Origin of the sequence: Corallococcus sp. RDP092CA (assembly GCF_041903675.1) — a bacterium.
Lineage (GTDB): Bacteria > Myxococcota > Myxococcia > Myxococcales > Myxococcaceae > Corallococcus.
Map to the genome: position 1 here is coordinate 92,452 of NZ_JAYESI010000019.1, position 20,105 is coordinate 112,556.

At 70.9% G+C, this 20,105-nt stretch carries 18 protein-coding genes and 1 pseudogene; 11 read left to right on the forward strand and 8 right to left on the reverse strand.

Going from position 1 to position 20,105, the window contains the following annotated elements; translation table 11 throughout:
• Positions 1-84: 84 nt before the first annotated feature.
• On the forward strand, positions 85-948 hold the full coding sequence (locus U8525_RS20910; RefSeq protein WP_374268044.1) for a DUF2058 family protein: 864 nt from the start codon (positions 85-87) through the stop codon (positions 946-948).
• An 81-nt stretch (positions 949-1,029) separates the two neighbouring features.
• Here U8525_RS20910 and U8525_RS20915 read toward each other — a convergent pair whose 3' ends face one another.
• Positions 1,030-2,211, reverse strand: coding sequence for an acyl-CoA dehydrogenase family protein (locus U8525_RS20915; protein ID WP_374268045.1), 1,182 nt, complete (start codon positions 2,209-2,211; stop codon positions 1,030-1,032).
• 59 nt (positions 2,212-2,270) lie between these two features.
• Positions 2,271-3,269, reverse strand: coding sequence for a DUF1028 domain-containing protein (locus U8525_RS20920; RefSeq protein ID WP_374268046.1), 999 nt, complete (start codon positions 3,267-3,269; stop codon positions 2,271-2,273).
• 117 nt (positions 3,270-3,386) lie between these two features.
• Between U8525_RS20920 and U8525_RS20925 the strand changes: the two genes are divergently transcribed.
• Positions 3,387-4,151: an SDR family NAD(P)-dependent oxidoreductase gene (locus U8525_RS20925; protein ID WP_374268047.1), complete on the forward strand. Its 765-nt coding sequence runs from the start codon at positions 3,387-3,389 to the stop codon at positions 4,149-4,151.
• A 27-nt stretch (positions 4,152-4,178) separates the two neighbouring features.
• Here the strand turns inward: U8525_RS20925 and U8525_RS20930 are convergent, their stop codons facing one another.
• Positions 4,179-5,999, reverse strand: a complete 1,821-nt coding sequence (locus U8525_RS20930) for a methyl-accepting chemotaxis protein (protein ID WP_374268048.1) — start codon at positions 5,997-5,999, stop codon at positions 4,179-4,181.
• 200 nt (positions 6,000-6,199) lie between these two features.
• Entirely contained in the window at positions 6,200-6,940 is a 741-nt protein-coding gene (locus tag U8525_RS20935) for a PP2C family serine/threonine-protein phosphatase (protein WP_374268049.1), read from the reverse strand.
• A 399-nt stretch (positions 6,941-7,339) separates the two neighbouring features.
• Here U8525_RS20935 and U8525_RS20940 point away from each other — a divergent pair, with 399 nt between their 5' ends.
• Positions 7,340-8,539, forward strand: coding sequence for a hypothetical protein (locus tag U8525_RS20940; RefSeq protein ID WP_374268050.1), 1,200 nt, complete (start codon positions 7,340-7,342; stop codon positions 8,537-8,539).
• A 32-nt stretch (positions 8,540-8,571) separates the two neighbouring features.
• Here U8525_RS20940 and U8525_RS20945 read toward each other — a convergent pair whose 3' ends face one another.
• From U8525_RS20945 to U8525_RS20955, 3 genes and pseudogenes are all read right to left on the reverse strand, one after another.
• Entirely contained in the window at positions 8,572-9,864 is a 1,293-nt protein-coding gene (locus tag U8525_RS20945) for a hypothetical protein (RefSeq protein WP_374268051.1), read from the reverse strand.
• Positions 9,865-9,903: 39 nt separating this feature from the next.
• On the reverse strand, positions 9,904-10,788 hold the full coding sequence (locus tag U8525_RS20950) for a hypothetical protein (RefSeq protein WP_374268052.1): 885 nt from the start codon (positions 10,786-10,788) through the stop codon (positions 9,904-9,906).
• Between the two features lie 160 nt (positions 10,789-10,948).
• Positions 10,949-11,083: pseudogene (locus U8525_RS20955) on the reverse strand (aminotransferase); the annotation flags it as partial.
• A gap of 273 nt (positions 11,084-11,356) precedes the next feature.
• Between U8525_RS20955 and U8525_RS20960 the strand changes: the two are divergent.
• The 6 genes from U8525_RS20960 to U8525_RS20985 all read left to right on the forward strand — a co-directional run bounded on the left by U8525_RS20960 (position 11,357) and on the right by U8525_RS20985 (position 17,457).
• On the forward strand, positions 11,357-11,623 hold the full coding sequence (locus tag U8525_RS20960) for a hypothetical protein (protein ID WP_374268053.1): 267 nt from the start codon (positions 11,357-11,359) through the stop codon (positions 11,621-11,623).
• A 95-nt stretch (positions 11,624-11,718) separates the two neighbouring features.
• On the forward strand, positions 11,719-12,600 hold the full coding sequence (locus U8525_RS20965; RefSeq protein ID WP_374268054.1) for a DUF2381 family protein: 882 nt from the start codon (positions 11,719-11,721) through the stop codon (positions 12,598-12,600).
• The gene (locus U8525_RS20970; protein WP_374268055.1) at positions 12,554-14,452 is read left to right on the forward strand and encodes a serine/threonine protein kinase; all 1,899 of its coding nucleotides are present in this window, start codon (positions 12,554-12,556) and stop codon (positions 14,450-14,452) included. Before U8525_RS20965 ends, U8525_RS20970 begins: the two co-directional genes overlap by 47 nt.
• A 247-nt stretch (positions 14,453-14,699) precedes the next feature.
• Positions 14,700-15,953, forward strand: a complete 1,254-nt coding sequence (locus U8525_RS20975; protein ID WP_374268056.1) for a serine/threonine protein kinase — start codon at positions 14,700-14,702, stop codon at positions 15,951-15,953.
• 222 nt (positions 15,954-16,175) lie between these two features.
• A complete protein-coding gene (locus tag U8525_RS20980) occupies positions 16,176-16,727 on the forward strand; it encodes a hypothetical protein (protein WP_374268057.1) in 552 nt (183 codons plus the stop codon).
• Between the two features lie 13 nt (positions 16,728-16,740).
• Positions 16,741-17,457, forward strand: a complete 717-nt coding sequence (locus U8525_RS20985; protein WP_374268058.1) for an immunity 52 family protein — start codon at positions 16,741-16,743, stop codon at positions 17,455-17,457.
• 283 nt (positions 17,458-17,740) lie between these two features.
• On the opposite strand, the gene U8525_RS20990 is transcribed toward U8525_RS20985, so the two are convergent.
• A complete protein-coding gene (locus U8525_RS20990; RefSeq protein WP_374268059.1) occupies positions 17,741-18,346 on the reverse strand; it encodes an aminotransferase class I/II-fold pyridoxal phosphate-dependent enzyme in 606 nt (201 codons plus the stop codon).
• Between the two features lie 161 nt (positions 18,347-18,507).
• Here U8525_RS20990 and U8525_RS20995 point away from each other — a divergent pair, with 161 nt between their 5' ends.
• Both U8525_RS20995 and U8525_RS21000 read left to right on the forward strand, forming a co-directional pair.
• On the forward strand, positions 18,508-19,017 hold the full coding sequence (locus U8525_RS20995; protein ID WP_374268060.1) for a TlpA disulfide reductase family protein: 510 nt from the start codon (positions 18,508-18,510) through the stop codon (positions 19,015-19,017).
• A 32-nt stretch (positions 19,018-19,049) separates the two neighbouring features.
• Positions 19,050-20,090: an SDR family NAD(P)-dependent oxidoreductase gene (locus U8525_RS21000; RefSeq protein WP_374268061.1), complete on the forward strand. Its 1,041-nt coding sequence runs from the start codon at positions 19,050-19,052 to the stop codon at positions 20,088-20,090.
• Positions 20,091-20,105 lie beyond the last annotated feature (15 nt).

Below are 20,105 nucleotides of genomic sequence, written 5' to 3' on the forward strand. Positions count from 1 at the left end.
CGGGGGCGGGAAGTTACGTGGGGGGGACAGGTGCGGCAAGCGGCGGCTTGCGTGCGGCCGTGCAAGGGATAGAACGCCCAACCCATGCAGAACCTGCGAGACAAGTTGTTGAAAGCGGGCCTCGTCTCCGAGGAGCAGGCCAAGAAGTCCGAGTCCACGCCCACGCCGCCACGGCGCCAGGAGGCCCCCCGGGGGAGCGCTCCACGCGCCCCGGCCCCCCGCGGACGTGATGAGAACCGGACAGCCGGAGGCCCGCCGCGCCGCGAGGGCGGTGGCGGTCCGCCGCGCGGTGCCGGGGGTCCCCCGCGCCACGGAGCGGGCGGTCCGCCGCGCCAGGGAGGAGGCTTCCGGGGCCCGCAGGGCGGCTTCGGCGGAGGCGCGCGTCCGGGCGCTCCCACGGAGAAGCCCATCCCCAAGCTGCCGCCCATGCCGGGCTCCAAGGCCTACCAGCGCGCCGAGTCCAAGAAGCAGGTGGAGCTGGACCGCGCCCTGCGCGAGCTGGTGCTCGGCGCCCAGGTGCCCCAGGAGCCGGGCGAGACGGCGTTCTACTTCATGACGCGCAAGGGAAAGCTGCGTCGCATGGAGCTGAGCCCCGCCCAGGCCAAGCAGTTGGAGGACGGCGAGCTGGGCGTGGTGGAGCGCCCGGAGCCCGCGCAGATCGAGCACTCGCTGGTGCCCGCCCCCGTGGCCGAGCAGATGTACGCGCTCTCCGCCAAGGCCGTGCGCTTCCTCAACCGCAAGGAGAACCCCGTCGGCTTCATGAACGACGAGGAGCTCAAGGCGCAGCAGGCCGCCGAGGCCTCCGGCACCGCGCCGGAGGTCGCCGACGAGCCCGAGGCCTCCGCGGAAGGCTCCGACGAGGGCGACGCGTCCTCCGAGGCCGCCGCCTCCGAGCCGTCGTCCGAGCCGTCCGGCGAACCTCCGGGCGAGGGCGGCCCCCAGTCCTGACGTTCCTTCCCGCGGCCTCCCCTCCTCCCCGTCCGGGAGCGAGGGGAGGCGCGGCTTCCCACCGGACGGTCCGCGCTCGCGTCAGCCGAACGCGTCGATGCCGGTGATGGCCTTGCCCAGCACCAGCGTGTGCACCTCGTGGGTACCCTCGTAGGTGAAGACCGACTCCAGGTTCAGCATGTGGCGCACGGGCGGGTAGTCGTCCGTGATGCCGTTGGCGCCGTAGATGCTCCGGGCGACGCGGGCGATGTCGAGCGCGCTCTTCACGTTGTTGCGCTTGGCCAGGCTCACCATGACGGGGTTGCTCCGGCCCTCGTCCTTGAGGCGCGCGAGCCGCAGGCTCAAGAGCTGCGCCTTGACGATCTCCTGGAGCATGTCCGCCAGCTTCTCCTGCGTGAGCTGGTAGCCGGCGATGGACTTGCCGTCGAACTGCGCGCGGGCCAGCGCGTACTCGCGCGCGCCCTCGAAGCAGGCGATGGCCGCGCCCGTCACCGCGAACGCGATGCCGGCTCTCGCGTTGTTGAGGCACGACAGCGGCCCCTTGAGGCCCACCACGCCGGGCAGCACGTTGCGGTCCGGCACGCGCACGTCCTGGAACGACAGCTCGCTGGTGCGCGACGCGCGCAGGGAGAACTTGCCGGGGATCTCCCGCGCGCTGAAGCCGGGCATCCCCTTCTCCACCAGGAAGCCGCGCACGGACTCCGGGCCGCCGTCCTCCGTCTTCGCCCACACCACCGCGACGTCCGCGATGGTGCCGTTGGTGATCCACGCCTTGGTGCCGTTGAGCACCCAGCTGTCGCCGTCCCGCCGGGCGCGGGCGCGCATGCCGCCGGGGTTGGAGCCGAAGTCCGGCTCGGTGAGGCCGAAGCAGCCGATGAGCTGTCCCTTCGCCATGCCCGGCAGGAAGCGCGCCTTCTGCTCCTCGCTGCCGTAGGCGTGGATGGGGAACATGCACAGCGAGCCCTGCACGGACGCGAAGCTGCGCAGGCCGGAGTCGCCGCGCTCCAGCTCCTGCAACACCAGGCCGTAGCTGACGGTGTTCATGCCCGCGCAGCCGTAGCCCTGGAGGTTCGCGCCCAGCACGCCCAGCTCCGCCAGGCCCGGGATGAGGTGTGCGGGGAAGGTGCCGTCGCGGAAGTGCTTCCCGATGATGGGCAGCACCTCCGCGTCCACGAAGCGGGCCACCGCGTCGCGGGCGGCCTTCTCCTCGGCGGACAGCAGGTCGTCGATGCGGAACAGGTCGGTGATGTCGGCGCGGGGCATGGCGGCGTGCTTAACGTCGCCGTGCGGGAGCCGTCAAACGGGCCCGGGGGCCCCGTGCCTCACAGCCCGCCGGGCTTGAGCGCCTTCGGATCCACGTTGCGCAGGGAGTTGACCAGCGGACCGTCGAGCTTCCGCTGGCCGTTCACCACCACGGTGGGCTTGAGGAAGAAGAGGGTGTCCCAGTTGAAGGCCTCCAGCGCCTCCTCGGCGGCGGTGCTCCAGGTCCCATCCAGGACACCGTTGTAGTACCCGGCCTTGTTCAGCGTGTTCTTCACGACCTTCGCCGTCTCCGCGTCGAGCGGGAGGAGGTCCGACGCGTACGGCGCGGCGATGCTCGCCTGGTAGCGGTTCATCTCCACCTCCAGGTCCTTCAGCGCGGTCCGGCTGGTGTGCACGACGGCGTCCGCCAGCACCTTCGTGTAGAAGGTCGACTCGTTCTCCGACGTCCAGACGCGGATGACGCCGGAGCGCTCGCCGTTGTTGTCGCCGCCCACGAGGGCCCCGGCCTTGAGCGCCGCGAGCAGCCGCTGCGGCAGGCTGCCCCGGGCCAGTTGGAAGCCCGCCGCCATGACGGCGCAGATGCTGGCGGTGCGCTGGTTGTTGGCCTGCACGACGAAGGTGGCGCCCTTCACCGCGCAGCGCTGCGGGGCGTTCTCCGCGCCGGTCCGCTGGCCCACGGTGAGGGTGCCGTTGGCGTCGAGCTTCACCGCGGCGAGCTGGCGGTAGTCCGCGTAGGGGTCCACGGAGAACACGAAGTCCACCGCCTGCTGGGCCGTGTCCCCCGCGGCGACGCGCGCGAGGACCGCCTCGGCGTCATCCACCGAGGGGTAGAACATGGTGGCGATGGCCACGTCCGGGCGGCCGTAGGGCACCAGGCCGCTGATGCCCGCGGGGAAGGAGATGCTCGCCACGCCGCAGGACTTCTCCACGGCGTCGCACGCGACGATGGCGCGCGTGCCCAGGACGCGTGGGTTGACGCGGCCGGTGGGCGTCGCGGCGAGCGAGGACGCGGACAGCAGCCAGGAGACGGCCAGCAGGCCGCGCTTGAGGGACTTCATATGCGGCGGACTCCGATGCGGTGGTGGATGCCCTGAAGAGTCCCCGGCAGCGCAATCGATGCATTTCGCCGTACACGCTCGCCCCGGACCCATGCGCGGGTCCTATGCTGTCCCGCCATGGCGAACGAGACGACGAAGACGGTGGTGGTGACGGGCGCGAGCCGGGGCATCGGCCGCGCGGTGTCCCTGGCCTTCGCGCGCGAGGGCTACGACGTCTGGGCGCTGGCGCGCTCGGCGGAGTCGCTGGAGGCGCTGCGCAAGGAGGGCGGCGGGCGCATCCGCGCGATTCCGGTGGACGTCGCGGACGAGGCCGCGCTGCTCGCGGCGTGCAAGACCGTCCTGGCGGCGGGGACGCCGCGGGTGCTGGTGAACAACGCGGGCATCACCGTGTCCGCGCCGCTGACGAAGACGTCCACGGCGGACCTGGCGAAGGTGATGGCGGTGAACGTGACGGCGCCCTTCCTGCTGTGCCGTGAGCTGATGCCGGCCATGGCGTCCGCGGGCGGCGGGCGGGTCATCAACATCGGGTCCATCACCGCGACGCGCGGGGCGAAGTACACGTCCGCGTACTGCGCGTCCAAGCACGCGCTGCTGGGCCTGACGCGCGCGCTGTCGGTGGAGTACGCGCGCAAGAACGTCACCGTGAACATCGTGAACCCGGGCTGGGTGGAGACGGACATGTTCGCGGGCGCGACGGCCGCCATCACCCAATCGACGGGCCGCACCGAGGACCAGGCCCGCGAGGCCCTGGCCGCGATGAGCGCCATGGGCCGCATCATCCAGCCGGAGGAGGTGGCCGCGATGTGCCTCTTCCTCGCGTCGGAGGCGGCGGCCCCCATCACCGGCGCGGCCTACGCCATCGACGGCGGCGAGGCGGCGTAGCGCGGGCCGGCCGCCTTCGTCACCGCCTCACAGGCGGTACTGCCCCACGATGTTGCTGACCTCGTGGGACGCGGTGGTGAGGCGCGCGGCGGCCACCGCGCTGGTGGCCACGCGCTCCACCGTCTCATCCGCCAGGCGCGTCAGGTCGCTCAGCGCGGCGAACAGCTCCGCGATGCCCGCGTCCTGCTGGCTCACCATGTCCGCGATGCTCTTCACGGACACGCTGTTGTTCTGGATGACCGAGGCCAGCGCGCGCAGGCTCTCCCCCGCCGCGCGCGCCTGCTCCAGGCCGCCCTCCACCTCGCGCGAGCCGCCCTCGCTCGTCTGCACCGCCTCGGTGATGGCCCGGCCGATGTCCGCCAGGATGGACTGCACGCGCGCCGTGGCCGTCGCGGACTGGTCCGCCAGCGAGCGCATCTGCCGCGCCACCACCGCGAACGCCCGGCCCGCCTCGCCGCTGCGCGCCGCCTCGATGGCCGCGTTCAGCGCCAGCACGTTGGACTGGTCCGCCAGGTCCTTCACCGTGCCGGTGATGTCGCCCACCTGCCGCGTGCTCTGCCGCAGCTCCGACACCGTGTTGGAGATGCGCTCCACCTGCGAGCGGATGTGCGTGAGGCCGCCCACGCTGCCCGCCACCGCGACCTCGCCCGCCTGCCCCACCGCGCCCGCCTTCTCCGCCTCGCGCAGCACGCCGGTGGCCCGCTGCGCCGCCGCCCGCGAGCTCTCCTGGAGCTGCCGCGCGGCGATCTGCGTCTGGTGCAGCGCCGCCGCCTGCCGCGTCACCGCCAGGTTCTGGTCCGACGCGGAGTTCGCCAGCTCCAGCGCGGTCGCCTCCAGCTCCAGCGCGGAGTTCTTGAGCGCCACCAGCACCGAGCGCAGCCGCGCCATCATCTCCTGGAAGGAGGACGCCAGCTGGCCGATCTCCCCCTGGGCGTGGACGTTCAACGTCCCGCTGAAGTCACCCTCGGCCACCACCCGCGCCGCCGCCTCCGCCAGCGCGCCCAGGGGCGCCATCATCCGCCGCACCAGCAGGAACACGCCCCCGCCCGCCACCAGCGCCACCAGCAGGCCCAGCCCCAGCACCGCCAGCAGCGTGGCCCGCATCCGCGCCCACTCCTCCTGGGCGCCGCGCGCCAGCACCAGCTCCAGCCCCTCCCCCACCGCCACCCGCGCCACGTGCATCGACGCGCCGCCCACGTCCACCTCGGTGCCGTCCGCCGCGCCCTGGCTCGCCGCCAGCAGCGCCGGCGCCTGGGCCACGTGCAGCGCCTGCGCCACCAGCCGGGGCCCCACATGCAGCAGCGACTCCAGCGGCTCTCCGCCCGCGCTCAAGCGCGTCAGCTCCGGCGCGCCCAGCCGCGTCCCCACCACCAGGAAGCCCACCGGCGCGCCGTTGGCCTTGAGCGGCTGCGCCACCGCGAGCAGCGGCGCGCCCGTGGCCGGCAGCAGCACCTGCCCCTCCTGGCGCACCACCTTCGCGAGGCCCGGCAGGTCCCGCTCGCCCGTGGACGCGATCACCGAGCCGTCCACGCCCACCAGCGCCAGCAGGTCCACGTCCAGCACCGCGCGCTGTTCGTTCAGCAGCGCGGCGGTCTCCGGGGACTCCCGCGAGAAGGCCCGCGCGAGCGCGGGGTGGGCCCCCGCCACGCGGCCCAGCTCCGCCAGCACCCGCAGCTCCTGGTCCTTCAACGCCTGCCAGCGGGTCGCGTCCCGCGTCAGCGCGGAGGCCATCTCGGACTCCACGCGCGAGCGCAGCGACAGCCCCATGAGCGTCACGGTCAGCAGGGTGAGGGCGATGACAACGGCGGTGAGGGCCGCGGTCAGGCGCGCGGCGAGGCTGAGCGTCATACGCAACGGGTGCTCGAAGGGGGGAGGGAGACGCGAGGGGGAGCCCCAGATTAACCTGGAAGATGCGAAGGATTGAAGCCCTGTACAGCGTGACTCCCCCCTCCGTCCGGGCGGACCCATCGCGTCGGGTCGGCGGTCAGGACCGACCTGTGGGGTTCAGCGCCCACGCACTCCCAGCACGTGACGCGGCGGGTAGAGGCTCAGGCCGCCACGCGCAGCACGACGGCGGTGATGTTGTCGCGGCCTCCCGCCTCGAACGCGGCGGCGACGAGCGCGTCGCACGCGGCCTGGGCGGTGGGCACGCGCAGGAGCTCCATCAGCCCCTCCGGGCCCAGCGGCTCGTACAGCCCGTCCGAGCACAGGAGGAAGACGTCCCCGGGCTGCGTCTCCAGCCGCTGAAGCGTGGGCTCCGCGTTGTCGGTGCCCAGGGCGCGGGTGATGAGGTGGCGCAGGTTGGCCGGGTTGCCGGGCGGTTCGCGGCCCGCTGCGCGCAGCTCCTCGATGAGGGAGTGGTCGCGCGTGAGGGACTCCAGGCGGCCCTCGCGCAGGCGGTACAGGCGGCTGTCGCCCACGTGGGCCACCGCCGCGCCGCGCTCGCCCACCGCGAGCGCCACCACCGTGGAGGCCATCTCCCTGAGCTTGCCCACGCGGCGCACGCGCAGGGTGCGCTGGGCCAGCGCGGTGCACGCGGCCAGGTAGTTCTCCTCGCGGCTGCGCGCCGGGTCCACCGCGTCCGGCCAGGTGCCGTCGCGGTCCCGGTCCAGCCGGTCGCTGAACCCCGCGAAGGTGTCCACCACGCACTGGCTGGCGACCTCCCCCCCCTCCTGCCCGCCCAGCCCGTCCGCCACCACGAACAGCCCCCGTTCGGGCAGCACGCAGTACGCATCCTCATTGTGCGGCCGCCGCCCGATGTGGGTCTGCCCCGCGCTCTCGAATCGCATCACCACCGCCTCCTGGCTGGGCTCCCTGACAGCAAACGGGAGGCCAACGGCCCGGTCGCTTCCCCCTGAGGGCGCCCCCAGGGAGTTGTCGTCTGGAGAGAACGCGCGGGTGCGCCTTCCTTCCGTGCGTCCGCTCGCCCCTGTCCGAGGTCCGACGTTGCGGTCGCCTGCACCCCGTCCTCGCCAACGTCCGGGGCTCCCTGGAGGACAGGGCGGACATCGAGGGAGGACGCGGGGTCGGCGCCCCCGGGCGCGGCCAGGGTGGGAGTCATGGGCGCCGGTAGGATATCGGTCCTTCGCGGCGGATGGGGATTGCTCGCGTCCCCCTAGCAACTCCCGCCGGGCCCGGCGGACAATGCATGAGCCGCCCGACCTGCGGGCCATCACCCGAGGAGAACCATGACATCCATCCGCCGCGTGGGTTCTGGCATCTCGACGTCCCGGGCCTGGTCCATCTCCAACGACTTGGAGGTCACCGCCCCGGTGAAGCAGGAGCCCATGACGCCGGTGGAGCCGGTGCGGCGGGGCTTCTCCGACGCGAGCGACTTCAAGGCGGACGCCGACGGCGACCTGGCGGGCGCGCTGCTCGCGGACGTGGGGCTGACGTCGGACGCGTCCTCCCCGGAGGACTCGGAGTCCCGCGCCGCGCTGCTGGAGAACCCCCACCTGCGCACCTTCGCGGGGGAGAGCACCTTCGAGGCCTCCGCGCCCGCGTACGCGCAGCGGCTGGGCACGCCGCAGGCGTCCACGCCGATGCTCCAGGCGCGCCACTTCCAGCAGGCGGAGCGCCGCGCGGAGGCCCCGCCGGCGGATCCGTCCCTGGACCCCTCCGACATCCTGTCGCCCGACGAGGCCGCGTGGGAGCTCCAGAACCTGGACACCCAGCCGAGCACCGTCTCCACGAAGGAGGCCGAGGACCTGCTCTTCCTCCTGGAGTCCGGCGACCTGTCCGGCCTGAGCGACGAGGAGCTGGCCGCGCTGAGCGACGAGCTGGGCATGGAGGACGCGGACCTGGAGGCCTCCGGCGACGCGGACGGCCTGGAGGCGTCCGGTGCACCGGAGGATTCGAGCGACTTCCTGGCCACGATGGAGGACAGCGGGCCGGAGCTGCCGCGCGATGAAGCGCCGAGCACCCCGCCGTCGAGCGACTTCCTCGCGGACGCGGATGACTTCACGATGGAGGCCGTCCAGGCAGAGGCCGCCTACTCCGCGGCCTACGCGGAGGCCCTCACGACGGGCACGGCGCTGCCGCCCGCGCGGCGCGAGGTGCCTGTCTCCGAGCCGGAGCCCAGCGTCGTGGTGGCTCCCAACGCGGACGCCCAAGGCGTCGAGGCCCAGGACGTCGAGCGCCAGGACGTGGCGACCTCCAACGTGGCGGCCCAGGACGTGGCGGCCTCCCACGTGGAAGCCCGGGGCGCGGTGGCGCCCGACGTGGCGGCCCAGGACGTCGAGCGCCAGGACGTGGCGACCTCCAACGTGGCGGCCCAGGACGCTTCGCCCGCCGTCGCGGCGGCGGACGTCATCGAGGACGTGCAGGACGCCGACCTCGTGGAGATCGACGCGGCCCGGACGCCTCCGCCGCCTCCGGGCGAGTCCTGAGCCTCACCCGCGTCCCCGGCGCCCCCTGACGCTCAGGGCTCGGGCGTGTCCGCGAGCGCGGCGTCGAGCTGCTTCTGCGCCTCCACGACGTCCTTCTCCAGCTCGGTCATGTAGCGCTCCCGCTCCGGGCTCTGCCACTCCGCGTCCGAGAACTGCTGGAGCGTGTACTCGCGCGTGGTGTGCACGGGCCCGCGCAGCGTGGCCATCAGCTCGCGGTCCGGGTCGCCCATCTCCTTGAGCAGGAAGCCCTCCACGTCGCGCAGGGTCAGCGGGAAGGTGGGCTTGTCGTCCCAGACGACCTTGCCGAAGACGTTGAGCTTCACCTCCTGCGCCCCCTCCTGGAGCTCGTCGTTGAACGACAGCACCGCGAACGGCACGCCGCCCTCGTCGTCCAACCGTCCGGCCACCACGTACCGGCCCGCCTTGCGGACCTGGACGGCCAGGTACAGGTCCAGGGAGCCGTTCTCCAGCACCTCGCGCACCTTGCCGGTGAACGTGGCCGGCGGCGCGGGCGTGTAGAGCACGTCGAAGAACGCCGAGTCCTCCAGCGACCCCGAGCGCACGCGGAGGACCACGCGCAGCGTGCCGGAGAACATCGCGAAGCCCTGCTTCGACGGCTGGAAGAGGCCGGTGAGCACCCCGTCGCCCGCCACCGCGTCGCCGCCCTGCCCCGAGTCCACGAACGTCACCGGCACGCCCGGCACGCCCCCGCCGTCCGCCAGGTGGTCCGCCTCGTGCGCCAGCGCGGACACCACCTCGCACGGGCGCGGCGCGCGGCGCGCGTCCTCGCACGCCACGGTGAAGAGCACCGACTCGTCACCGACGACGAACACCTTGTCCTGCTTGAGCCGCAGCTGCACGTCCGACGTGCCGTCCTCCGAGGCCTTCGGGCTCAGCGGCCGCGTGCGCTCCGGCTCCGCCAGCTCCATCTGGTCCGGGTGCTCGCGGCTGGGCCGGGACTCGGGCGGGTAGCGCGTGGCCGCCACGTAGGACTCCAACGAGCGCTTCGCGCGCTCCAGCCGGTTCTGCCACAGCTCCCGGCGGGCCTCGCGCTCGCGGGCCTCCGGGCTGAGCAGCGACGGCGCGGTCGGCTCAGCCATGGGGGCCCTGCCCCCGCGCGCCGCCGGCGCCCGCTCCGCCTCACGGGGGTCGTCGGACACCGGGGCCGCGGAAGGCTCCGCGGCCCCCTCCAGCGCCTCGGCCCCTTCGCCTCCCTGCCACCAGAAGACCGCGCCTCCCACGAGCACCAGGGGCACGAGCGCAAGCAACCACCGGCCGTGGCGCAGCCGGAAGGCGGAGGGGGAGGGACCGCGGTCGGAGGTCATGGTCGGGCTTCGCCGGAGGGGGCGGGAGAAGCCTTCAATCTAGTACGCGTACCTGACCATGTCCTCGCGCACCTTGGAGACGATGCCGCCCCAGTTGCCGTTTGCGTAGTGATTGAACGATTCGCCGTCGTCGCGGAAGGAGACGGTGTGGTTGCTCCACTTCGCCCGGCCGTCGCTGCACGCGGACGTGCCCGTGTTGAGCGTGCCGCCGCAGAACCAGTCGCCCGGGTTGCAGTAGGACCCGTTGCCGCTGCCGGACACGCCGCCCGTGGAGTGGTAGGCCACCGCCTCGTCGTCCTGGCCCGGGAGGATGCCGGAGTACAGCGTGCCCTTGGAGCCGGCGAACATGTAGAACCACACATTGCGCGTGGTGTTGTGGTTGTACATGGCGCGCGCCGTGGTGGTGACCAGGTCGCTCACCAGCGGCTCCTTCACCGCCCAGTCCCCGTGGTCCGCCAGCTCGCTGCCGCCGCCCGCGCCGGACGCCACGTCCACGAACTTGATGTTCCAGCCCACCTGCGTGGAGGTGCCCACGTTGCCGCACTCGCCGTTGGCGTTGGGCGCGGCGTCCTTCACCTGCCGCTTGCTGCCGCCGTACAGCGACAGCGCGTAGCCGATCTGCAGGTCACCGGCGCTGTGCGCGGCGACGTAGCACCAGTTCGAGCCCGTGCAGAAGCAGTCCAGCGCGTTGCGGATGCGGTAGTTCTCCGAGCCCACGCGCTGCGTGCCGTTCCAGTTGACCGCCTTCTTGTTGACGCCCGCCGCGGTGGTGGACGGCCCCCAGTAGCTGAAGTCGGTGTAGTTGCCCGCCTTCGTCGAGTTGCCATTCCTGCCGTGGATCCACAGCGTGTAGTTCGTCGCGGCGGCCTCGGTGCCCACCAACAGCGTCGCGGCGGTGAGGGCCGCGCCAATCAGCATCTTCATCGGAGTGTGTCTCCTGGCCTCTCAGGGGGATGAGAGGGCTTCCGCACGGCCCCAGGCCGGGCGAGGGGACGACCACTCTAGGGGCTGTCTCCAGGAAACGCGATAAGCCGCAAGTCCAGCCGTCAGTGCAAACCCTGACGCACCGCGCCGGCTCGCGCGGTCACTCCAGCCGCGCCAGTGCTTCCGGCAGGTTGGCGCGGCCCAACCCCAGCCGGAAGTGATTGCCCGGAAAGCCATACACGTTGCCCGGCAACAGCAACACGCCCTCGAGGGTGAGCAGGGACTCGGTGAAACGTAACCGTGTCATGGGCCGCCCTATCGGATCGCTTGCGGGTCACCCGATCGGCTCGCGGTTTCGATCATGCCAAGGGGCCCGCGCGCTCGGGAGCGTCAAGGGTCGGCTTCGCCGAAACCTGAACGGTTCTGCGCCCCTGCCCCTCCCTCCGCGCGGGCGCAGGGCAACCGGCCGCCAGCGACCTGTGCTGATGGATCAGCGGATGCGATCCGTTCTGCCGACCCCGACGCGCTCCGTTACCCCGGTCTCTGCCCCCTGACGCTGGCCCTGCTGGTGGCGGGGCCGGCGCACGCCGAGGGCGAGGTGCTGGACGTGGCGCGCGCCACCGTGACGCTTCAGGACGGGCGCACGATGGTGGTGTCCGAGGGCTGTTGGTTGTCCACGGAGCGCTGCGTCCTCACGACCCGGGAGTCGCGGCGCCTGGAGGCGGAGAACGCGGAGCTGCGTCGGCAGTCCGCCCGCGTGCCCGTGGTGGCGGTGCTGGTGTCCGTGGCCCTCGGGACGGACGCGGGCTTCGCGGTGGCCCGACTCGCAAGGTGAGGTAGCCGCGCCCCACCTGCAATGGAGGCCTCCACGGCCTTTCCAGACGATGGCGGTTTCCACGTCTGGTAGGGTGCCGCGCCGGAGAGCCTCCGTTGCCGCGACTTGCCGCCCTTCTCGTCCTGCTGCTGGGGACTGCTGTCCCTGCTCAACCCGCCCCCGCCTCCCGCGAGCGCCAGGAGCGGCGCATCTCCCTTCCGGACAGCGCCTCGGAGCCCCTGCCGGAGCTGCGCGTCGCGGCGGGTGCGCTCACCGTTCTTGCCTTCGACGCGCCGTTGGACCGGGCCTCGGTGGAACTGGAGGGCCGCGAGCGGTTTCGATTCATCGATGTGGGGGAGCGCATGCTTGCGCTGGAGCCCGCGACCGACCTCCGGTCGGGTGAGCAACTCGGCCTTCGGATCCGCTTCGCGGATGGTGCCCGCCCCGAGCAGGCAGTCTTCGTGCTCGTGACCCAGCCGGTTGCGTTCGATGGTCGGGTTCAAATCTTCCGCCGAGCGCAGTCTATTCCCGCGCTTCAAGCGGAGTTGGCGGAGGTTCGTGCCGAGCTTGCCTCCCTCCGAGGGCGCAGCGAAGTGGCCAGCCCGGCAGGGCTCGCCCTGGCGGGGCTCTTGGACGAGGACGGGGTCGTTGCCAGGAAGCTTGAGTTGCAACTCAGGCAGGAGGGCCAGTCCTCGCTGCGTGTCATGGGCGGCTTCATCCTTCGCGCGCCCGCCTGGGGATTGGTGTCCGTAGACGTAATGAACTCAGGCAAGACGCCCTGGGCCCCGACGGAAGCGCGTCTCACCCATTCAACGGGGGGCGTACAGGTGCCGGTGCTCGGCGTTCGCATGAAGCAACCCCGGATTGGGCCCGGCGAAGTCGGCACCATCCTCGTTGAAGCGACGTCCGCGACTTGGAAGGCGGGGACGGTGTTCCTCCTGGAATTGATGGATGAGACAGGCACTCGTCGCCTTCTCGTTCCGCGTGTCGTGCTGTAGAGGGGCTGCCATGTTGACTGTCATCCACCATCCGGCATCGCTCCCTCCCGGCTACCTGTTTGACAGCTGGCGGGTGGTGAAGCTGCTGGGGGCGGGCACCTACGGCGCCGTCTACCGCGTGGAGAAGGGTGGCCAGCACTGCGCGATGAAGATCGCCATGCACCGGCCCGGGAGCGGCGACGCGGAGCAGGCGGACGCGAGGTTGATGCGCGAGGTCGGGTGCCTCGTCCACCTTCGTCACCCGAACATCGTCGGCATCCATGCCCACGGACGCTGGCCGGACATCCGCACGGGGTGGCTCTACGTCATCCTCGAATACGTGGATGGCTACACGCTGGCGGAGTGGGTGGAGAGGACGCACCCCACCTCGCAGGAGGTGGTCCGCGTCTTCGAGAAGCTCGCGGGCGCCATGGACTACATGCACGGGCGCGGCGTCTTCCACCGCGACCTGAAGCTCGCGAACATCATGGTGCGCGCCAAGGATAGCGAACCCGCCATCCTCGACTTCAGCGCGGGCGACTACACGCACGCCGAGGACTTGACGGACGCACCTCTGCCACCCGGCACACGCCGTTACCGCTCGCCCGAGGCTTCGCGCTTCTTCAAGGAGCACGGGGACGAGAAGGGCGCGCGGTACGAATTCAAGGTGACGGATGACGTCTACGCGCTGGGGGTCTGCCTCTATGACGTGCTGACGACGGCGGCACCTGCCAGTGGTTCCCCGAAGGCGACCGTCGAGGGACGCTGGGTGCCCAAGCCCGCTCGGGAGTTGAACGCGCGGGTGCCAGCGGGACTCAGTGACGTGGCGATGCGCTTCATCGCGCGCGAGCCTGAGCAGCGGCCATCTACGGCGGAAGTGATGCGGCGCGAGTTGGAAGCCCTGGCGGGCGAGGCGGGGCCGGAGTGGATCGTGCCCGTGCACATCCCCTCGTTGAAGCCTCCTCCAACTCCGGCTTCCAACACGGATGAGGAGACGCCTCCTGAGCGCCGCGCGAGACGCGCCCGGGCGGTGGATGCCGGGGTGGCCCTCCTCGTCGTGGCGGCCGTGGCAGGGGCCTTCGTGTGGCTGCGCCCCACGCCTCCGCCGCCCGTCCACAAGGAAATCTCAGGGCGTCCGGCTGAGCCCGCCGTGCCGAGGGATGCGGGGGTCGCCTCCCTCGTGCCCTCTGTCTCTCCCCCCGGTGCGGGGGACGCGGGCCTCGCAGCTGACGCAGGCGACATGCTGACCGCGTCGTCCCCTGGGGTAGTTTTGCCCCCACTTGAATCTGTCCGGAAGGAAAGCTCCGCCGCGAAGCGTGCTCCCATCGTTGCAAGCCCGTCCACCTCCCTGGACAAGAAGGCCCCCGCCACCAGCGCCAGGGCGGAGTTCCTCGCGAAGTGCGCTGCGGCGAGCGCCGCCGTGGCCTTGCAACTCGGCTGCCCCAGCAGCGCCCAGGTGCGTCCCGAATCAGGGGCGTGCCCCGAGGAAGCACGCAACGCCATGTTCAATGCGCCCAATGAGGGAGGGCTTCTCCTGACGACACGGTCAGCAGTGGACCTCACCATCGACAAGAGCCAGCCGGGCTATCCGGGGGATGAGGGTGTCTTCAGGGATGGGCCCGTGACAGGAGTTGTCTATGGGGGCAACCGAGGAATTCCCAAGGGGACGGTACTCTATGGGCGCGCGTGGACCGGCGACGGAACGTTCCTCCTGGTCCGCTACACCGAGGCGCGCTTCCCGGATGGGCGCACCCTTCCTGTGTGCCTTGCGATTGGGAAAGACGGCCCGCAGGAAGCATGGCCGGGCTCCAAGCCCGGAGCCGTCCTCTACTCTCGTGCTGCGGTGGCATATGTCGTGGACCGCTGGCCCTGATGCCGCTCCCAACCGCGCTGGGACGGTGGCCCAGACCAACTGGGCGCCCATCCTGGGTCAAGAGTTCCAGGAGCTTACGAAGTCAGATGTAAAGGCAATTTGCATTTCGAGAATAGCAACGGACTCAGAGTGAAGACAGGCGCGTGAGCGTGGCTACCCGTGGCGTCATTCACGCCAGGAGGCGCAAAAGGTAGCTTTCCGTCTGCCTTTGCGCGGCTCCCTCGCGCAGGCATTCAGGAGCCCCTTCATGTCCCGTGGTGTTGACCTCCGGCTCGCCGGGGGCACGGTCCTCTTTTCCCACGAGGGAACCGCCTACGAGTTCTTCCAGGACCTGGGCACTGGCCGCAACGGCGAGCGCGTGCTGTTCGCCCGACCACGGACGCCCTCCGGCTACCGGGGCAAAGTCCTGGTGAAGTGCGTCCCCCTACCGCAAGGGCCCGCCACGGACGAGTTCCTCCGTGCCCGCGCGCGGCTGGAAGAGGAGGTGCAGCTGGCGCGATTCCTCCAGCACCCCAACATCGCCCGCGTCCATGGCCTCTTCGAGATGAAGTTTGGAGAGGTGCTGGGCCTGGGGGCCGTCATGGAGTGCGTGGAGGGCTTCAGCCTGAATACGCTCCTCACCATCGCCCAGACACGCGGACGCTACTTCTCCGAGTCCTTCGTCCTCTACGTCGGGGCGGAGGTGGCGGCAGCCCTGGCGCATGCGCATACCCGCACGGACGACGCCGGCAACTCGCTGGGCATCGTCAACCGCGACATCAACCCCGGGTGCATCCGCCTGCGGCCCAGCGGGGGCGTGGCGCTGACGGACTTCGGCGTCGCCTGCTCCAAGCTGCAAGGGCGCCTCGCCACGACGCTGCCGCGTCCCCCGGGGGATGTCATCTACGCCTCGCCGGAGGCGCTGCTGGGAGAGGCGACGGACGCGCGCGCGGACCTCTTCTCCCTGGGGCTGGTGCTGCTGGAGTTCGCCACGGGCCGGCACCTCTACTACCCGGGGAACCTCAAGCAGGAGGAGGGCCCACGACTCTCGCGGGAGCAGCGTCAGCGCGTGCTCGCGGCCCTGGCCACGACGATGGAACTCCACCTGCCGCCCTTCGTGGAGGACGCCATCCGGCACGCCATGACGTACCGGGCGAAGGACGTGGCGAGCGCCACCTTCGGCCTGTCCCAACTGCTGCGCACCGTCTTCCACCGGCTGCTGTGCCGCGAGCCGGCCTCGCGTTTCGCGACGGCGGCGGCGCTGGAGGTGGCGTTGCGTGCGCAGCTGGCGCAGAGGGGCGGGTACGGCGCCACCGAAGCGGTGAAGGAGGTGGAGGCCGCGCTGTTTGAAGGCGGTGAGGCGCTGGAGGAGTTGGACTTGATGGAGGACGAGGGCGGCATCGTCCCGGCCTTCCCACCGCTGAGCCAGGACGACATCCGCACGGAGCCCCGACCCCTGCGTAGCGCGGACGAGACGACGACGGAGCCGCAACCGGGCGCCCTGCGCCTGACGAGGCATTAGCACCCGCTGGCCCGAGGCGGCTGGCACCCATTCCTTTCAATCCTGAGTCATGACGCGCGGCCGGCTCCAAGCCGAGCTGGACGTCAGACGTGTGTCCTTTGCTCCCCTCACTGGGGGCATTGCTGGGAGGCGTGTATGCGAATGACGAGACGTTGGGCGGTATGGCTGTGGCTGCTGTGGCCCGTGTCCGCGTGGGCGGAGGACGTCCCGGAGGTGCCGCCCGTGGAGGAAGACGCGCCTCCTGGCGAAGACATCTCCTTTCCGACTCCGGAGGAGGTGTCCCGGACGTCGTCCCAGGAGCGGCCCTGGAACTACCTCACGCGCGTGGAGGCGGGGCCGTGGGCGCTGTGGCCCCAGCGCGGGGGCGAAGCCGAGGGCTTCATGCAGGTGGAGCCGATGCTGGTGCTGGACGGCGGAGAGAAGTTCGGCGCCAACCTCGGAGCCCCAGTGCGCTTGCGCCTCTGGGGTGGGGAGGCGGGCGCGGGAAGGGTGCGGAAGGAGGACTGGGACAGCCTCTCGGACTTCGGACAGCTGGTGAGGGCGCTGAAGCTGGGGGCAGATCACCTCGACGACCTGAGTCCCAAGATCTGGTTCGAGAAGTCGGGAGCAAAGGCGCTCGTTGATCAAGCCCAGCGTCAGGTGGCAAAGGGGCCTGCGGGCATTCCCATCAGGTGGCATATCGCGGAGCAGAAGACTGCCGCAGCCATCAAGGAACTGTTGGAGGGGAAGGGCATCACCGAAATCGAGATCGTTTTCACCCCTCCACTCCCATAAGGGGCAGTAGGTCATGAATGAGAACTACTACGCAGGCGCGTACTGGGGTGCGAGGAAGGAGACAGCGGAGCAATGTGCCGAGCGTGCCGAGATACTCTTCGGACTCCTTTCCCGCGCTGACCCATCGTTCGCTCGTTGGTTCCGACAGGGACGGTCGCGCAAAGACGCCTTGAGCCGCCCCATCGAGACCACCCGAACGACACTTGAGAAGCTTGTGCGGCAGGGAAAGGATCGGGTTGTTGAGGAACTCGGATTCCGTTTCAGCGCGTGGAATGGCGCAAGTGACGATGATGCGACGGGCTTGGAAGTGACGTGCGGTGGCTATTCCGAAAGGGTGCACAACTTCTGTTACTTCCAGCTCCCGAAGCAGGGGCCGAATGCGGAGCGGATCCTCACCGCATCTGTCCTGAGCACCATGCTGAGGAGCATGGCGCTTTCCTGGGAGCCAGCCTTCGCTGTCGCTACCTCACCAGCTCATCGAGACATGGTCACCGCGAGTCCCAAGCCAGGAACTTTCGTGGCGTGGATCACGTATCTGTCAGCTCGGCGTGGGAAGGTCCCTCCTCTGCCTGCCCCGGTTCACACCGAACCAGTGGAGGATAAGGGGACGCTCATCGTCCTCACGCCTGAGCGCTTCACGGTCCGCAACCCGGAACATGTGGCGATTGCAGAGCGAGTGCGGGAGTTACTGGAGCAAGGCGGGCTGCTGAAGCCCCTTTCGTCAACGTAGGCGTCAGTTCTTCCTGTCTGCATGCAGCAGTCGGCTGCGGGGACTGTTTCATGCAGCTCGCGGCGCTTCTGGCGGCAGAAGGAGCAATGGCCCTGTCCCCGTGTCCCGAATGCGGGCTCGTGGGACGGAGACCTGCCCCATCAAGGGGCAAGGCAGCTTCTACGAAGGAGGGCTCCTTCGCCCCAGGCATTCTGAATCTCGCCTCGACGTAACAACGAAATAACAACGGGGCGCGGCCGGAACCGGACTTCTGCGACCAGTGGTGGGCCGCCAACCCCGCGATTCAACAGAGCCTCGACGGGGCATGGAGACTTCCCTCCTGCTCGGAGAAGAGGTGGACGCCGCGCGCCTCGCACAGCGCGCACAGCGCCTGGAAGGTGGCGCGGTCCGGCAGCGAACCCGTGGGGTTGTGCGGGAAGTTCACCACGACCATGCGCGTGTCCGGGCGCAGCGCGGCGGTGAGCGCGTCCAGGTCCAGCGCCCAGCCGCCCTCCTCCCGCAGCGGCAGCAGCGTCACGTCCGCGCCCACGGCGCGCGCCACTTCGTACAGCGACTGGTAGCCCGGCCAGGTGACCACGGCGTGCGTGCCGGGCCCCAGCTGCACGTTCATCGCGACGAAGAGGGCCTCCTGCGCGCCCGCGAAGGTGAGGACGTCGTCGGGGGACAGGCCCGGGTACATCCCGGCGATGGCCTCGCGCAGCGCGGGCAGGCCGGGCGCCTCCGTGTAGCCGAGCGTCAGCCCGTCCCAGCGCGCGCGGTCCTCCGGCGACGCGAGCGCCAGCAGGTCCGCCATGCGCCAGCCCTCCACGTCGGAGGAGCACAGCAGGTAGGGCGCGGCGAACTCCCAGCGCGCGAAGTAGCGCTCCAGCTCGAAGTCGGGGATGCGCATCACGGCCTCCATGCCCGCCTGCCCACCGGAGGGCCGAGCGGGCCACCACACCTTGCCGGGCAGACGAGCGGACGGGCGCGAAGCCGGGAGCAACCGGTGGCGCATGCATAGCTTGAGTCGCGTCCCGTTGAAGCGCTTTCCACTTCCCAGAGGGAGTCCGCATGGCCTCGACGAAAATCCCGCTCACGCTCCTGGACCCGGAAGGCGGGTGGGTGAACGCCCCCGTCCACGTCTCGGAGCTCGATGGACTGCCCGTCCTCCTCCACTTCTGGACCCTGGACTGCGAGGACTGCGCCGCGCAGTTCGAGGCCATCAACCAGTGGGTGGTGGACTACGGGCCCAAGGGCCTGAAGGTCATCGGCGTGGACGTCACCCACTCCGACCCGGAGCTGCGGGACACCAACAAGGTGGAGGGCTTCGCGCGCGAGCACGGCCTGCGCCATCCCATCGCCATGGACGACGGCTCCCTGGCCCGGGCCTACGGCGTGGACAAGCACCCCGCCTTCCTCCTCTTCGGCCCGGATGGCCGGCTGAAGAACCGCATCAGCGGCAAGGACGCCCTGCGCCGCATGCGCAAGCTGCTCCAGGACCTGCCCGGCCAGGAGCCGCCCGCGCTCCACGGCGAGGTGTCCCGCGAGCAGGAGGACCAGGTCGCGGCCTCCCATCCCTGACGTTCCACCCCACTCCCCTGGAGGGTCTCACCATGGCTGACAGACGACACACCGAGCGGAGGGGCCTCTCCCTGGGCGCGCTCGCCGCGGGGGTGGGGGCCGTGGTGGGCCTGAAGCGCGCCCTGCGCGCGCGCTACAGCTTCAAGGGCAGGACGGTGCTCATCACCGGCGGCTCCCGGGGCCTGGGGCTGGTGATGGCGCGCCTGTTCCTGAAGGAGGGCGCGCGCGTGGCCATCTGCGGGCGCGACGTCGACTCGCTCCGGCGCGCCCACGCGGACCTGGAGCAGCTGGGCGGCGAGGTGCTGTCCCTGCGCTGCGACGTGCGCGACCAGGTGCAGGTGGACGCGATGGTGGGCGCCGTCCATGAGCGATGGGGCGCGGTGGACGTGCTCATCAACAACGCGGGCGTCATCATGGTGGGCCCGCTGGAGTCCATGACGCTGGAGGACTTCGAGGAGGCGGTGGACATCCACCTGTGGGGGCCGCTCTACACGACGCTCGCGGTGGTGCCGGCCATGAAGGCGCGCGGCGAGGGCCGCATCGTCAACGTGTCCTCCATGGGCGGCAAGCTGAGCATCCCGCACCTGGTGCCCTACTCCGCGAGCAAGTTCGCGCTGGTGGGCCTGTCGGACGGGCTGCGCACGGAGCTGGCCCAGGACGGCATCCGCGTGACGACGGCGTGCCCGTCCCTCATCCGCACCGGCAGCCCGCGCAACGCGACCTTCAAGGGCGACCATGAGAAGGAGTACGCGTGGTTCCACGTGGGCAACTCGATGATGGGCCTGTCCATGAGCGCGGAGCGCGTGGCGCGCAAGATCATCGAGGCGTGCCGCCGGGGTGACGCGGAGGCGCTGGTGGGCATGCCCGCGAAGCTGGGGGCGGTGGGCCGCGCGCTGGCGCCCAACCTCACCGCGCGCGTGCTGGACGTCGCCAACCGGCTGCTGCCCCAGGACAGCACCCCGGAGCGTCACAAGGGCAGCGAGAGCGAGACGCCCCTCACCCGCTCCTGGCTCACGGAGCTGAGCCGCCGCGCGGCGGAGCGCAACAACGAGAACGGGGTGTCCCTCCACTGACGCCAGGGACACCCC

Coding starts and splice junctions, on each gene's coding strand:
- U8525_RS20970 (WP_374268055.1), top strand. CDS start 12,554: ATGAGACAGGCACTCGTCGCCTTCTCGTTCCGCGTGTCGTGCTGTAGA.
- U8525_RS20995 (WP_374268060.1), top strand. CDS start 18,508: ATGGCCTCGACGAAAATCCCGCTCACGCTCCTGGACCCGGAAGGCGGG.
- U8525_RS21000 (WP_374268061.1), top strand. CDS start 19,050: ATGGCTGACAGACGACACACCGAGCGGAGGGGCCTCTCCCTGGGCGCG.
- U8525_RS20930 (WP_374268048.1), bottom strand. CDS start 5,999: ATGACGCTCAGCCTCGCCGCGCGCCTGACCGCGGCCCTCACCGCCGTT.
- U8525_RS20940 (WP_374268050.1), top strand. CDS start 7,340: ATGACATCCATCCGCCGCGTGGGTTCTGGCATCTCGACGTCCCGGGCC.
- U8525_RS20990 (WP_374268059.1), bottom strand. CDS start 18,346: ATGCGCATCCCCGACTTCGAGCTGGAGCGCTACTTCGCGCGCTGGGAG.
- U8525_RS20945 (WP_374268051.1), bottom strand. CDS start 9,864: ATGACCTCCGACCGCGGTCCCTCCCCCTCCGCCTTCCGGCTGCGCCAC.
- U8525_RS20935 (WP_374268049.1), bottom strand. CDS start 6,940: ATGCGATTCGAGAGCGCGGGGCAGACCCACATCGGGCGGCGGCCGCAC.
- U8525_RS20925 (WP_374268047.1), top strand. CDS start 3,387: ATGGCGAACGAGACGACGAAGACGGTGGTGGTGACGGGCGCGAGCCGG.
- U8525_RS20975 (WP_374268056.1), top strand. CDS start 14,700: ATGTCCCGTGGTGTTGACCTCCGGCTCGCCGGGGGCACGGTCCTCTTT.
- U8525_RS20910 (WP_374268044.1), top strand. CDS start 85: ATGCAGAACCTGCGAGACAAGTTGTTGAAAGCGGGCCTCGTCTCCGAG.
- U8525_RS20985 (WP_374268058.1), top strand. CDS start 16,741: ATGAATGAGAACTACTACGCAGGCGCGTACTGGGGTGCGAGGAAGGAG.
- U8525_RS20920 (WP_374268046.1), bottom strand. CDS start 3,269: ATGAAGTCCCTCAAGCGCGGCCTGCTGGCCGTCTCCTGGCTGCTGTCC.
- U8525_RS20915 (WP_374268045.1), bottom strand. CDS start 2,211: ATGCCCCGCGCCGACATCACCGACCTGTTCCGCATCGACGACCTGCTG.
- U8525_RS20950 (WP_374268052.1), bottom strand. CDS start 10,788: ATGAAGATGCTGATTGGCGCGGCCCTCACCGCCGCGACGCTGTTGGTG.